The following is a 12,860-nucleotide window of genomic DNA, read 5'->3' on the forward strand; positions in this document are numbered from 1 at the left end:
AACACGCTCAGCGACGCAGCGTCTCCAGCAGCACTTGCAACGGATGGCGCAGCGCCTGATCCGACTGGCGCTTGACCTGGCTGCGGCAGGAATAGCCGGTCGCCAACGCCTCGCCCTGCTCCGCCGGAGCCTCCACCTGACGCGCCCACGACTGCTCGTAAATCACGGCTGAGGTCTGGCGATTACGTGCTTCGTGGCCGTAGGTGCCGGACATGCCGCAGCAACCGGTGGCTTGCGTGGCCAGCTTCAGACCGGCACGTTCGAAGACCTGTTCCCACTGGCGGGTCGCGGCCGGCGCGTTGGTCTTCTCAGTGCAATGTGCGAGCAGACGGAAGGCTTTGCCCTGCGCCTGAGGCGTCTGCTCCGGCATGACTTGGAGTAACCACTCCTGCACCAGCGCTACTTCTGGACACTCATTCAAACCCGGCACTTTCAAGTATTCCTGGCGATAGACCAGGGTCATTGCCGGATCCAGCCCCAGCAGCGGCACGCCGGTCTGCGCCAGCGCCTGCAATTGCTCAGCGTTACGCAACGCCGCCCGATTGAATGCCGAGAGAAAGCCCTGCACATGCAGCGGTTTGCCGTTGGCACTGAACGGCGCCAGATACACCTGATAACCCAGACGCGAAATCAGCTCGACCAGATCCGCCAACAACGGCGCTTCGAAGTAGCGGGTGAAAGCGTCCTGCACGATCACTACGCTGCGTTCGTGTTGCTCTGGGGTCAGCGCCGACAGCGTTGCGACTGTTGCCGGCTGCACTTGCCAACGGCGCAACGCCGCATGGAAATCGAACCGGCTGAGCAACGGCACATCGACCATGCCACCGACCCGCGCCAAGGCACTGCGCACCGAGCCAGCGCCCATCAAACCGTTATACAGCGCCGGAATCCGCGCCATGTACGGAATGGTGTATTCCAGCGACGCAATCAGATAATCCCGCGCCGGGCGCAGATAACGACTGTGATACAGCTCAAGAAAGCGCGAGCGGAATTCCGGCACGTTGACCTTCACCGGGCACTGCCCCGCGCAGGATTTACAGGCCAGGCAACCGGCCATGGCGTCGTACACCTCATGGGAAAAATCCGCCGATGGATCGCGACTGTTGCGCCAGCGCTGCCACAGCGTACTGAAAAACGCCGGTTTACGGATTGCGTCCGAGAGCACATCGACGCCCGCCTCGCCCTGCAACCGCAGCCATTCGCGAATCAGTGAAGCGCGGCCCTTGGGCGACTGCGCGCGTTCGCGGGTGGCTTTCCACGACGGGCACATGGCGTCATCAGGATCGAAGTTGTAGCAGGCGCCGTTGCCATTGCAGTGCATGGCCGCGCCGTAGCTTTGCCAGACTTTCTCGTCGATCTGTCGATCCAGCTCGCCGCGCAGGGTCACTTCGTCGATCTTCAGCAGTGCTGCGCCGCTGTTGGCCGGCGTGGCGATCTTGCCGGGGTTGAACTGGTTGAACGGGTCGAATGCTGCTTTCAAGGCTTGCAGCGCCGGGTACAACTCGCCGAAGAATGCCGGCGCGTATTCCGAACGCAGGCCCTTGCCATGCTCGCCCCAGAGCAGGCCGCCGTAGCGCTGGGTCAACGCGGCGACGCCATCGGACACCGGGCGGACCAACGCCGCTTGCTGCGGGTCTTTCATGTCGAGAATCGGCCGTACATGCAGCACGCCGGCGTCGACGTGGCCGAACATACCGTACTGCAAACCGTGGCTATCGAGCAGGTCACGCAGCTCGGCGATGTATTCGGCCAAATGCTGCGGCGGCACTGCAGTGTCTTCAACGAACGGCTGTGGACGGGCTTCACCGGCGACGTTGCCGAGCAGGCCCACCGCACGTTTGCGCATACCGTAGACCTTGTTCACCGCTGCCTGACCAACCGCCAGCGTATGGCCCAGGCGCTCCACGGTGCGGTCGCTTTGCAGGTGTTCGATGAACGCTTCGACGCGACGCTGCAAGTCTTGCGGATCGTCACCACAGAACTCGACCAGGTTGATGCCCAAAGTCGGCCGCTCAGCGTTTTCAGGAAAATATTCGGCAACGCCGTGCCAGACGATGTCCTGCATCGCCAGCAGCAAGACCTTGGAGTCGACGGTTTCAATCGACAACGGCTTGAGCGCCATCAGCGCCCGCGCATCGCGCAAGGCATCCATGAACCCGGCGTAACGGATATTGACCAGCATCGTGTGCTTGGGAATCGGCAACACATTCAGTCGTGCTTCGACAACGAAGCCCAGCGAACCTTCAGCGCCACACAGCACACTGTTGAGGTTGAAGCGCTGGTCGGCCTCACGCAGATGCGCCAGGTCATAACCGGTCAGGCAGCGGTTGAGATCGGGGAAGCGCGCCTTGATCAGCTCGCCTTGCTCATCAATGATCTGCCGCGCACAACGGTAGACTTCGCCGACCCGGTCTTTGCGAGCGCACTGCGCCTCAAGCTCATCCTCCGCCAGCGGCAGGCCGTGCAAACGCTCGCCGCCGCGCAGGATCGTCTCAAGCTCCAGCACATGGTCGCGGGTCTTGCCGTAGGTGCAACTGCCCTGGCCGCTGGCGTCGGTGTTGATCATGCCGCCAACCGTGGCGCGGTTCGAAGTCGACAGTTCCGGGGCGAAGAACAGCCCGGCGGATTTCAGCGCGGCGTTGAGCTGATCCTTGACCACCCCGGCCTGCACGCGCACCCAGCGTTGTTCAACGTTGATTTCCAGAATGCGGTTCATGTGCCGTGACAGGTCGACGACGATACCGTCCGTCAGCGATTGGCCGTTGGTGCCGGTGCCACCGCCACGCGGGGTGATCACCACTTTTTCGTACGCCGGTTCGGCAATCAGCCGCGCGACACGTGCCACATCATCCGCATCCATGGGAAACACAGCGGCTTGCGGCAGGCGCTGATAAATCGAGTTGTCGGTCGCGAGCACCACGCGGCTGGCGTAATCAGCGCTGATTTCACCGCGAAAGCCGCTGGTTTTCAGGGCAGCAAGGAATTGTTGGTAATCGCCGGTCAGGGCTTTGGCAGGCGATAGCTGGGCAATCATCGGTCAGGTCATCTCGGTCAAATCGGGCTGTGTGGCGGTGAACAGTTGTGCGCAAAGAATGATTACGTCAGGCTCCGCCATCTGATTGCGCCCATGTTCATTGCTGGCCAGCCATGGAACAAGCGTAAATTTGACCCGTTATCGATGAGTTTTACGAATGAATCCGCGCACCCTCACGCCGTCCATGTCGCTGCTGCTGGCTTTCGAGGCCGCCGCTCGCCATGAAAGCTACACCCGCGCCGCCCATGAACTGTCACTGACGCAGAGCGCGGTCAGCCGCCAGGTACAGATTCTCGAGAAAATGCTCGGCATGCGTCTGTTCAGCCGTGAAGGCCGGCAGGTAGTGCTGACGGATGTCGGGCGCATGTATCAGCGCGAACTCAGCGAAGCCCTCGGGCAGATTCGCAGCGCGACGTTGCAGGCGATGGCGTTTGGTTCGGGCATCCATAGCCTGCGCCTGGCGACGCTGCCGACCTTCGGTTCGAAATGGCTGCTGCCACGACTGAAGGATTTCTACACGGCGCACCCGGGCATGACGGTGCACTTGCATTCGCGGATCGAAACCATCGACTTCGACACCAGCGAAATCGACGCCGCCATCTGTGTCGGCGGCGGTGAATGGCCAGGCCTGACTGCCCTACCCTTGCACACCGAAGAATTGGTGGCGATTGCCAGCGCGCAGTTGTCGGCCCCTGAACGCGACGAAGCTGAGCAGCACATTGCCGGGCAATTACTGCTCAACGTCAGCAGCAATGCTCAGGCATGGGCGGAATGGTTCAGCCATCACCAACTGCCGCATCGCAGCATGCGGATCGGGCCGAGCTTTGAAATGACCTCGCACTTGATCCAGGCGGTACGCGCCAATATCGGTGTTGGCCTGGTGCCGCGAATTCTGGTCGAAGACGAATTGCTCAAGGGCGAATTGCTGCAACTGGGCGAGCCGATTACCAGCCGACGCAGCTATTACCTGGTGTACCCGCCGCGCAATGAGAATCTGCCTTCGTTGAACGCGTTCAGGGATTGGCTGGTTCATACCCTCTGAAGGATCGAGTCGCGGCCATTCGCGAGCAGGCTCGCTCCCACAGTTGCCATGCTTTTACCTGTGGGAGCGAGCCTGCTCGCGAAGAAGCCAGTCGCAACGACCTCAAAACCTCGGTTTGACCGCTCGCCAATCCGCCTTGTAGCGCTGCATCTGCCGCACATCATCCCGCTGGCGAATCCCGCACGTAAGGTACTGATCATGCAGCTTGGCCAGTTGCTCATGATCCAGTTCCAGCCCCAACCCGGGAGCGCGAGTGATCTTCACGCAACCATCGACAATGGGCAGCTTGCCGCCCTTGATCACTTCCTCGTCTGGCTCCTGCCACGGGTAGTGGGTGTCACAGGCGTAATCCAGATTCGGCACTGCCGCCGCGACGTGCGCCATGGCCATCAGGCTGATGCCCAGGTGCGAGTTGGAATGCATCGACACGCCGAGGCCGAACACGTCGCACATTTTTGCCAGCGCCTGCGTATCCCGCAGGCCACCCCAGTAATGGTGGTCGGCGAGGACAATCTGCACGCTGTTCTGCGCAACGCTGCGGCGGAACTCGTCGAAATCGGTGACGACCATATTGGTCGCCAAGGGCAGACCGGTGCGCCTGTGCAGCTCGGCCATGCCATCAAGGCCCGGGGTCGGGTCTTCGTAATACTGCAGATCCTCGCCGAGCAGTTCGGCCATGCGAATCGCCGTCTCCAGCGACCAGTTGCCATTCGGATCGATGCGCAGCGGAAAACCCGGAAAGGCTTTTTTCAGTGCCTTGATGCACGCCACTTCATGCTCCGGCGGCAAGGTGCCGGCCTTGAGCTTGATGCTCTTGAATCCGTACGCTTCGATCATTCGCCCTGCCTGCGCGACGATCTGCTGCTCGCTCAGCGCCTCGCCCCAGTTGTCCGGTTTATAGGGCGAGTCGATATGTTCGGCGTATTTGAAAAACAGATAAGCGCTGAACGGCACTTCATCGCGGATCGCCCCACCGAGCAGGTCCACCAGCGGCACGTTCAGGTAGTGCGCCTGCAAATCGAGAAACGCTACTTCGAATGCCGAGTAGGCATTGCTCACCGCTTTGCTGGCGTGGGAACCGGGGGCCAGTTCAGCGCCAGCAATGCTCGCCGGTTTATTTGCCGCCACAGTGGCCTGCACGATCGCACGCAATTGATTGAGGTTGAACGGATCGAGGCCGATCAACTGGCTCTGCAATTGTTGCTGGATCGCCAGCGCTGGGGCATCGCCGTAGCTTTCGCCGAGGCCGATATAGCCGTTGTCGCTCTCGATTTCGATGATCGAGCGCAAGGCAAAGGGTTCGTGGATGCCGCTGGCGTTGAGCAGTGGCGGATCGCGGAAGGCAATCGGGGTGACGCTGACACGGGTGATTTTCAAGATGACGCTCCTGACAGATCAACAATCGATTCAGTGGCTCACAGCCGGACGAGCCGGGGCCACAGCGGCGGCTTCGTCACTTGGCTTTGCCGGGGTTTGGCCTTTGGCGCCGGGCGCCGTGCGGGCGAAGAAGATCACTACGGCGGCGATCATCGACGTCGCCGCCAGGCCGTACAGGCCGCCCTCAATGGAGCCGGTGGTTTGCTCGAGAATGCCGAACGCAGTCGGCGCGACGAAGCCGCCAAGATTGCCGATGGAGTTGATCAGCGCGATCACCGCCGCAGCAATGCGCGCATCCAGATAGCTCTGCGGAATCGGCCAGAACAGCGCTGACGCTGCTTTGAAACCGATGGCGGCGAAGCAGATGGCGACGAAGGCAAAAACCGGCCCGCCGGTGGTCGACATGAACATACCGATGGCGGCGATCACCAAGGTCAGCGCGACCCAGGCCTGCTGGAATTTCCATTTGCCGGCCAGCGCAGCGAAGCCGTACATGGCGACAATCGAAATGATCCATGGAATGGAGTTGAGCAGCCCGACCTGGAAATCTCCGAGGTTGCCCATCTTCTTGATCATGCTCGGCAGCCAGAACGTCGCGCCGTAGATGGTCAGGGCAATGGAAAAATAGATGAAGCAGAACAGCGCGATCTGCCGGTCAGCCAAGAGCTTGAACATCGACGGCTTGGTGACCTGTACCGCTTCGCGAGCGCTCTGCTCCTCGGCAATCGCCGCAACCAGCGCTTCGCGCTCTTCTTCGCTCAGCCACTTGGCTTGACGTGGGTGCGATTGCAGCCAGAACCAGACGAATGCGCACAGCACCACCGAAGCCGCGCCTTCGATCAGAAACATCCACTGCCAGCCGTGCATGCCCAGTCCGCTGATATGCAACAGCGCACCGGACACCGGCCCGGAAATGACCGAGGCAATCGCTGAGCCGCTAAGGAACACCGCCATGGTTTTGCCGCGCTCGGACGCCGGCAGCCACTGGGTGAAGTAATAAATGATCCCCGGGAAGAACCCGGCCTCGGCCGCCCCAAGAATAAAGCGCAGTACGTAGAAGCTAGTTTCACCTTGAACAAACGCCATGGCCATGGCTGCGGCGCCCCAGGTGAACATGATCCGGGTCAGCCAGACCCGTGCGCCGTAGCGCTGCAACAGCATGTTCGACGGCACTTCGAACAAAGCGTAACCGACGAAAAACAATCCGGCGCCAAGTCCATACGCCGCTGCGCCAATCCCCAGATCGGTTTCCAGATGACTGCGCACGAAACCGATGTTGACCCGGTCGATGTAATTGACGATGAACATCACCACGAACAGCGGCAGCACGTGGCGTTTGACCTTGGCGGCGGCGCGGGCGAGCACCGTGATGTCCGGCGGACTCTGAAGGGTTTTCAAGGGGCGACTCCCGATCTTGTTTTTTTAGGGGATGACTTGAAGCGATGAACCGATCATGGATGCCACGAATTGATCCCGTCTAATCTAAACTGAGATTCGATTGATACCCGGATTAGATCAATGTTCGAACTCACTCAGCTGCGCTGCTTCACTACGGTCGCCACCGAACTCAACTTCCGCCGCGCCGCCGAGCGCCTGAACATGACCCAGCCGCCGCTGAGCCGGCAGATTCAGCTGCTGGAGCATCACCTCGGCGTTGAGCTGTTCACCCGCAGTACGCGCAGCGTTGCGCTGACGGCGGCAGGCCGGGCATTTTTCGTTGAAGCGCAGAATCTGCTGGAGCGCGCCCAGCAAGCAGCGATCACCGCACGCCGGTTTGCCGAGGGCGATATTGGTTCGGTAAACATCGCGTTTGTCGGCAGCGCGGTGTATGAGTTTCTGCCCAAGGTGATCGCCGAAGCGCGACTTAAACAGCCCCAGGTGAAAATCGATCTGGCAGAGATGAACACCTATCAACAGCACGAGGCGTTGCGAGCTCGCCGTATCGACCTGGGCATCGCCCGGGCGCCATTGCAGGAACCGGGCTATGCCACCGAGTGCCTGGTGCGCGAACCGTTTGTACTGGCGGTCCCGAGCGGGCATCGGTTGGCAATCGCGGCTGAAGTGTCAGTGGCTGATCTGGATAAACAACCGTTCCTGATGTACTCCCATGAAGCCTATCCGCCATTCAACGAACTGTTGACCGGCACCCTGCGCTCAGCGCGGGTGGCACCCGATTACGTGCAGTGGCTGGGCTCATCGCTGACGATTCTGGCGTTGGTCAACGCCGGCATGGGTCTGGCGCTGGTACCGCGTTGCGCGACAAGCGTGGTGTTCAGGAATGTGGTATTTCGCGAGATCGATCTGGGCGAAGGGGTGCAAAGCGAACTGCATCTGATCTGGCGGGAGAACAATGACAACCCGGCGTTCGCGATGTTGCTGGAGGCGATTCGCCGGGCGGTGGTGCAGGGTTGGGGCTGAAAATTATTGTGGCAACCTGTATTTGAGCGGAGGCGGAGCGCTCGGGGCTTTGATCAACGGCTCCTCCAGCGGCTTGCCGTCAGGCCCTGTGAACAGGCGTTCGTATTGCTTTGGCATTGGTCGCGGTGCTCTTGCAGTCGTCATGATGAACCCTCTGATACCGGGCTGAATTCAACCCACTTAACTTGCGCGGAATCTATCAGCAAAATTTCGGCACCAAAAGGAGTCGACTTGCCATCGTCATTAACCCAACGTGGATTCTGCATCACGAACTGGCCGCAACTGGATTCGGACGGCCACTCGACAGGCCAGCCAAACACGCGCCTCTCGTCATGTAAATGCAGGGTTATGAACCGGTCGAACTGGGCGAAAGCGCAGAACCATTCACTGGGGAAAGAAGATTGTTTCGTGACGTTTCGCTTACGTAACCAGCCGTGCAATTTGTCACTCGTAGCCAGGTAACAGGCAAACAAACCCAGCATCAGCGAAAACACAAATGCCCAGAGCGTTTGCGCCCGGTCATCCCAGTTTCCTAATGGAAAACCCTTCGAGCCAATCCACAAACAGAGGTTGCCCACCGCCAACACCGCGCCCTGAATCACAAAAGTAAATATCAGCGCCTGCACGATCTGGCCGAACGTATCCGGTCGCTTGAATGCCGTAAGTGAATAGAAGATCCAGGTCGATAGAAAACCTGGGATTAGATACTGCAACAGCGGAATGATGTCCTTGACCAGATCATCCATGATCCGAGACTCCTTTCAGTCATGCCGATCCCGTCACGGGCCGACATTCAAAGCCTAGTCAAGGATCCTGCTGCGCCTCGCGTGCAACTGTCACAGCTCATTGCGAGCCTTTGGCTGGGGTCTCCATCCAATGAAAAAAGGCAGACACCGAACTTCGGCGTCTGCCTTTTTTGAGCGAATCGAGCGCCTGTTCTACAGGCAGTCACGCACCGATTGGCGCAGCGACCCGGACTTGGCCCACGGCGGCCCCTGGTACAGAGACACTTTGCTGCCGTCCTTGTATTTGACGATATCGAGAATCTCATCGGCTGTGATGATGCTCGGCGCGGTGATCCGGTAGCCGTTGGAAATCGACGTCTGCGAAGTCCTGGCAACATCCTTCTGCCACAACGGTAACAAACACGCGGCATATTCCTTGGGAGGCTTGTCACTGGTCTTGCTGAGGTTTGGCTCGCCCGGCACCAGCGATGCTGGTAACGAGCAACCCGCCAACAGGGCCAGTGCCAAAGTGCCGATCCATACGCGCATGCTGTTTACCTGTTTCGAAAAAGGGTGAATGTACCGTTTAACCGCTTGCACATCCATCGTGGCACCCCGCCGTTACCGGCGTTTGGACAATTTTTTACATCGGTGCAGCCGGGCGTCAGATGACCTGGCCGCACCTGGAAAAATGCGACTACTCTTTTCTACCGAGAATGTTCTGGAGGTGATCATGCGGCTCAATGAATACGAACACGAACTTCAACGGGATTTGCAAAGCGTGGCGTCCGACCTGAGGTGGTCGGCGGTCGATCTCAAGCGCATCGCTGAACAACTGCGCAAATCCGGAAACGAGGCAGACGCTCAGACTGTATTGCGGTCTTGCGAGATCCTGCAAAGCGACGAGGAAAGATTGCAGACTTATGCCAAGGAGGTAAAAGCCCGGACCATCAGCCGAATCAAGGTTCACTGAAGCACTCGAGGCCTCAAACAAGAAGCCCCGGTCAAAACCGGGGCTCTTTCGTTACAACGTGTCAACCGCCACTGTGGCCTTGCACTTGCCTGGAGCGTTTTTTGTAACCGGGAAGCGCCGCCGCATAGGCCATCGCTTCCTCCCTGCTGGTGAATGACGCCAAGCGGTCGCCCTGCGTGCAGACTCGCCATGGTCCGTTGTTCACGCTGAGCACGTCGTAACCGTTCATGTGCAGCTTGTTCAGCATTGGAATGCTCATGAACACCTCCTGTTTGCCAATGGTGTCTTGGTTTACGTACTCACCTTACACCCGGTACCCACTGCGGTGTACACCGCATATCGCGCGCTCCCACTATCAAGATGTCGGCACTTTTCCCTGTAGAGCGGCTCCCAATTCAATGGGAACCTTTAAACCCGCGCACGGCTCGAATATTGCAGTTTAATTACAGATTTATGACGCACATCAACAGGGTATCCATGAAAGTACGCGCCACCGTCATTTGCGAGCAGGATCGACATATCCTCCTTGTGCGCAAACCCCGCCATCACTGGTCTTTGCCCGGTGGCAAGGTCGAGCCTGGAGAAACCCGCGCCGCCGCTGCCGTGCGCGAGCTGCAGGAGGAAACCGGGCTGAATGCAGAGGATGTCCTGTACCTGATGGATCTGCAGGCGGGCAGTACGCGGCATCACGTCTATGAGGCTTCGGTGGCCAACATTGACGATGTGCGCCCGCAGAACGAAATTGTCGACTGCATCTGGTATCCGCTCGACGCTGTGCAGAATCTGGAAACCAATGACGCGACGCGGCGCATCGTGCAGGCTTTTCAACGGCGTTTATAAAAGGTCAGCCCGCGAAGGCTCGGCGTCCCGCGCTCATTTCAGTGCGCAGCTCAGCGATGAAATTGGAAATAGCGCGAATCGTGACCAGATGCTCGGTGGAGACGCCATCCAGCAACAGTTCGACGCGCCCGCTTCCCGGCTCGTACACCTTGATGCGCAACAAACCTTGTGCGGTTGGCGCGCAATCACACTTGTAGTTCGGGAAGCCTGACTCGACGATGCGACAAATATCGGCAATGGCAAGCATGGGCGGACGCCTCGCAGGCGGAGAATCGATCCACCGAGCATAGATGCAGGACGCGTTTATTGCCGCGCCCGCAAATGCCAAACCGATCACAAATTACCCACGCCACTCAATGCGCGTCGTGATCCCAGATCCAGTTCCACATTCCGGGCAGATTCACCGGTTCCGCGCTTTGTTGAACCGTACGCGCCAGTGCAGCTTTTTCCAGCGCAGCTTGATCGTCGTAGAACGGCTTGTCCGCCAGTCTCACCCGGGTTGCCGCCGCGCTATCGAGCAGAATCTGCAGATACTCTCGGGTATGGCGCGCCGTGTAGCGATTGAGATCATGGAACGTCACTACCACCGGAATCACACCATCCACCGTCGGCAATTGGCCGAGGGCAATGCGTTCGCGCACCTCCGATAACTGCCGCAACATGTTTGCACGACGCCGTGGGCTGGCATTGAATCCCCAGATTTTGCCATCGTTGGCACTCAGGTCGGTTAGCAGGACATGCAAGCCATGTTTCTGATAGGCCGCGAATGTGCGTTTGTCATAATTCCAGAACGGCGGGCGCAAGAGCTTGGGCGGCGCACCGGTGATAGCGGCGATGTCAGCGCTGCCATTGGTCAGCGACTGCTCCAGTTCTTGCGGGTCAAGCAAGCGATGGTTGGTGTGCCAGTGAGTAGCGGTGTGAAAGGCGAGGATATGTCCCTCGACGTGCTCACGGTGCATGAGACGACGGCCAATCTCGCTGTCACCCGCTCTGGATGCTCGGGTCTGCACGAAAAACACGGCTTTGATGTTTGCCTGCACCGGATTGCTCTTGAGGCTATCGAGCACCATGGTGGTGGGATTCCACCATCCTGAAGCGCTTGGGCCATCATCGAATGTCAGCAGAAAACGCACGGGGGGCCGGGCCTGCAGTCGCGTTTCGGTTTGCGCGGTCATTTCGATCGGCGCTGCAATGCAGCCAGCCAGACCGAATGCGAGGAGCGCAGCACAGATAAGTTTGCATCCGGATGTCATGTTTGCCCTGAGTACGGCCGCAGCCGTCGTGTTGTCGAATGGCAAAACTCCCTCGCCCGTTACCCTCCCCGCGCTGCTATCGGCGAGCGCAGGTTGGATAAGGTACACAGGGTTTGGTTCCGGCGCTGGTTTTCAGTGCGTCAAGGCTTGTTGAAATGAGGTGTCGATGATTCCCGCCGTGGCCAACGGTGCCGGCAGTGCTTTGACTTTGAACAGGAAGTCCGCCGTGCTCTGCAAATCCGCTGCCGCCTGCTGATTTACCGGCCCGACAGTCATGTGCGCCTGACGTAACCAATGCCGCGAGACCTGCTGATCGAGGTTGGCCTTTTTCGCCCAGAGATCGGCGTATTCGTCGGTGTGGTTATCAACCCACGCGCGCGCCTGTTTAAGACGGCCGAGAAAATCGGCAATCGCTGCGCGCTTGCTGTCGATGGAAGGCGTCGACGCAGCGATGGCGCTCAGCCCCGGCATCAGGTTTTTTGCGGTCAGAATGGGTCGAGCTCCGGAGAACACGATCTGTTGCGAGATATACGGCTCCCATACTGGAAAGGCGTCGATGCTGCCCTGCGGCAAAGCGGCGGCTGCGTCGATCGGCATCAGCTTGACGAAGTCGACGTGGTTTTCCGGTAACCCACCCTGCTCCAGCGCGCGCAAGGTCAGTTGCTGGCTCCATGCCCCTGGCCAGTAAGCGACTTTTTTACCCTTGAGGTCAGCGATGGTTTTCACTGGCGAATCCTTGGGCACCAGCAAGGCAATGGTGTCGGGATTCTGCCGCGACACGCCAATCAGTTTCACCGGTGCCTGTTTGGCAGCGAGAAACAGGAACCCCGAGTCGCCGAGAAACCCCAGATCCAGCGAGCCGGTCTGCAACGCTTCAGCGAGCGGCGCGGCAGCCTGGAAGTGCTTCCAGTCGACCGTATAAGGCGCGTCTTTCAACACTCCTGAGGCTTCAATCGAAGCGCGGATGTTGTAGTAGTTTTGATCGCCGACGTGCAGGACTAAAGGCTCCGCGGCGTAGGCAAGGGGCGAAGTCAACAAAGCAACGGTCAGCGCGCGGCGTAGGAAACGAGACAACATCATGGCCAGTCCTGCAGAGGGAATTTTCATAGACCATAACGCTCTTGATTTTTATTTTTAAATTCTAATTTTGCATAACGTAAGCACGGTATTTCCGCATCTCGAAACAGATGTTCAGGCG

Annotated in this window: 13 protein-coding genes; 4 read left to right on the top strand and 9 right to left on the bottom strand. The window is 59.2% G+C overall.

The annotated features are described in order from the left end of the window. Positions 1-7 precede the first annotated feature (7 nt). On the bottom strand, positions 8-3,034 hold the full coding sequence (gene ydiJ / locus AC4IHP_RS14435) for a D-2-hydroxyglutarate dehydrogenase YdiJ (protein WP_490831987.1): 3,027 nt from the start codon (positions 3,032-3,034) through the stop codon (positions 8-10). A 157-nt stretch (positions 3,035-3,191) separates the two neighbouring features. Between ydiJ and AC4IHP_RS14440 the strand changes: the two genes are divergently transcribed. Further along, positions 3,192-4,076, top strand: coding sequence for a LysR substrate-binding domain-containing protein (locus tag AC4IHP_RS14440; protein WP_490831988.1), 885 nt, complete (start codon positions 3,192-3,194; stop codon positions 4,074-4,076). 102 nt (positions 4,077-4,178) lie between these two features. Here AC4IHP_RS14440 and AC4IHP_RS14445 read toward each other — a convergent pair whose 3' ends face one another. Both AC4IHP_RS14445 and AC4IHP_RS14450 read right to left on the bottom strand, forming a co-directional pair. Continuing rightward, the gene (locus AC4IHP_RS14445; protein ID WP_490831989.1) at positions 4,179-5,453 is read right to left on the bottom strand and encodes a glucarate dehydratase family protein; all 1,275 of its coding nucleotides are present in this window, start codon (positions 5,451-5,453) and stop codon (positions 4,179-4,181) included. 30 nt (positions 5,454-5,483) lie between these two features. Further along, positions 5,484-6,851: an MFS transporter gene (locus AC4IHP_RS14450; protein ID WP_490831990.1), complete on the bottom strand. Its 1,368-nt coding sequence runs from the start codon at positions 6,849-6,851 to the stop codon at positions 5,484-5,486. 120 nt (positions 6,852-6,971) lie between these two features. Between AC4IHP_RS14450 and AC4IHP_RS14455 the strand changes: the two genes are divergently transcribed. After that, positions 6,972-7,871: a LysR family transcriptional regulator gene (locus tag AC4IHP_RS14455; protein WP_490831991.1), complete on the top strand. Its 900-nt coding sequence runs from the start codon at positions 6,972-6,974 to the stop codon at positions 7,869-7,871. Positions 7,872-8,011: 140 nt separating this feature from the next. Here AC4IHP_RS14455 and AC4IHP_RS14460 read toward each other — a convergent pair whose 3' ends face one another. Both AC4IHP_RS14460 and AC4IHP_RS14465 read right to left on the bottom strand, forming a co-directional pair. Beyond that, positions 8,012-8,617, bottom strand: coding sequence for a DUF6338 family protein (locus AC4IHP_RS14460; protein WP_490831992.1), 606 nt, complete (start codon positions 8,615-8,617; stop codon positions 8,012-8,014). A gap of 192 nt (positions 8,618-8,809) precedes the next feature. Beyond that, a complete protein-coding gene (locus AC4IHP_RS14465; RefSeq protein ID WP_460119775.1) occupies positions 8,810-9,145 on the bottom strand; it encodes a hypothetical protein in 336 nt (111 codons plus the stop codon). Positions 9,146-9,329: 184 nt separating this feature from the next. Between AC4IHP_RS14465 and AC4IHP_RS14470 the strand changes: the two genes are divergently transcribed. Beyond that, complete coding sequence (locus AC4IHP_RS14470) at positions 9,330-9,569, top strand: hypothetical protein (RefSeq protein ID WP_460119777.1); 240 nt, start codon at positions 9,330-9,332, stop codon at positions 9,567-9,569. 61 nt (positions 9,570-9,630) lie between these two features. On the opposite strand, the gene AC4IHP_RS14475 is transcribed toward AC4IHP_RS14470, so the two are convergent. Next, a complete protein-coding gene (locus tag AC4IHP_RS14475; RefSeq protein WP_460119779.1) occupies positions 9,631-9,828 on the bottom strand; it encodes a DUF2188 domain-containing protein in 198 nt (65 codons plus the stop codon). A 218-nt stretch (positions 9,829-10,046) separates the two neighbouring features. Here AC4IHP_RS14475 and AC4IHP_RS14480 point away from each other — a divergent pair, with 218 nt between their 5' ends. After that, the gene (locus AC4IHP_RS14480) at positions 10,047-10,409 is read left to right on the top strand and encodes an NUDIX hydrolase (RefSeq protein ID WP_490831993.1); all 363 of its coding nucleotides are present in this window, start codon (positions 10,047-10,049) and stop codon (positions 10,407-10,409) included. A 4-nt stretch (positions 10,410-10,413) separates the two neighbouring features. Here AC4IHP_RS14480 and AC4IHP_RS14485 read toward each other — a convergent pair whose 3' ends face one another. From AC4IHP_RS14485 to AC4IHP_RS14495, 3 genes are all read right to left on the bottom strand, one after another. After that, positions 10,414-10,656, bottom strand: a complete 243-nt coding sequence (locus AC4IHP_RS14485; protein ID WP_490831994.1) for a DUF1652 domain-containing protein — start codon at positions 10,654-10,656, stop codon at positions 10,414-10,416. A 106-nt stretch (positions 10,657-10,762) separates the two neighbouring features. Continuing rightward, positions 10,763-11,662 carry a polysaccharide deacetylase family protein gene (locus AC4IHP_RS14490; RefSeq protein WP_490832051.1) on the bottom strand — a complete coding sequence of 300 codons (900 nt, stop codon included), beginning with the start codon at positions 11,660-11,662 and terminating at the stop codon, positions 10,763-10,765. A 132-nt stretch (positions 11,663-11,794) separates the two neighbouring features. Beyond that, positions 11,795-12,742: an ABC transporter substrate-binding protein gene (locus AC4IHP_RS14495; protein ID WP_490831995.1), complete on the bottom strand. Its 948-nt coding sequence runs from the start codon at positions 12,740-12,742 to the stop codon at positions 11,795-11,797. Positions 12,743-12,860 lie beyond the last annotated feature (118 nt).

It is taken from the genome of Pseudomonas sp. UF-293 (assembly GCF_058245595.1).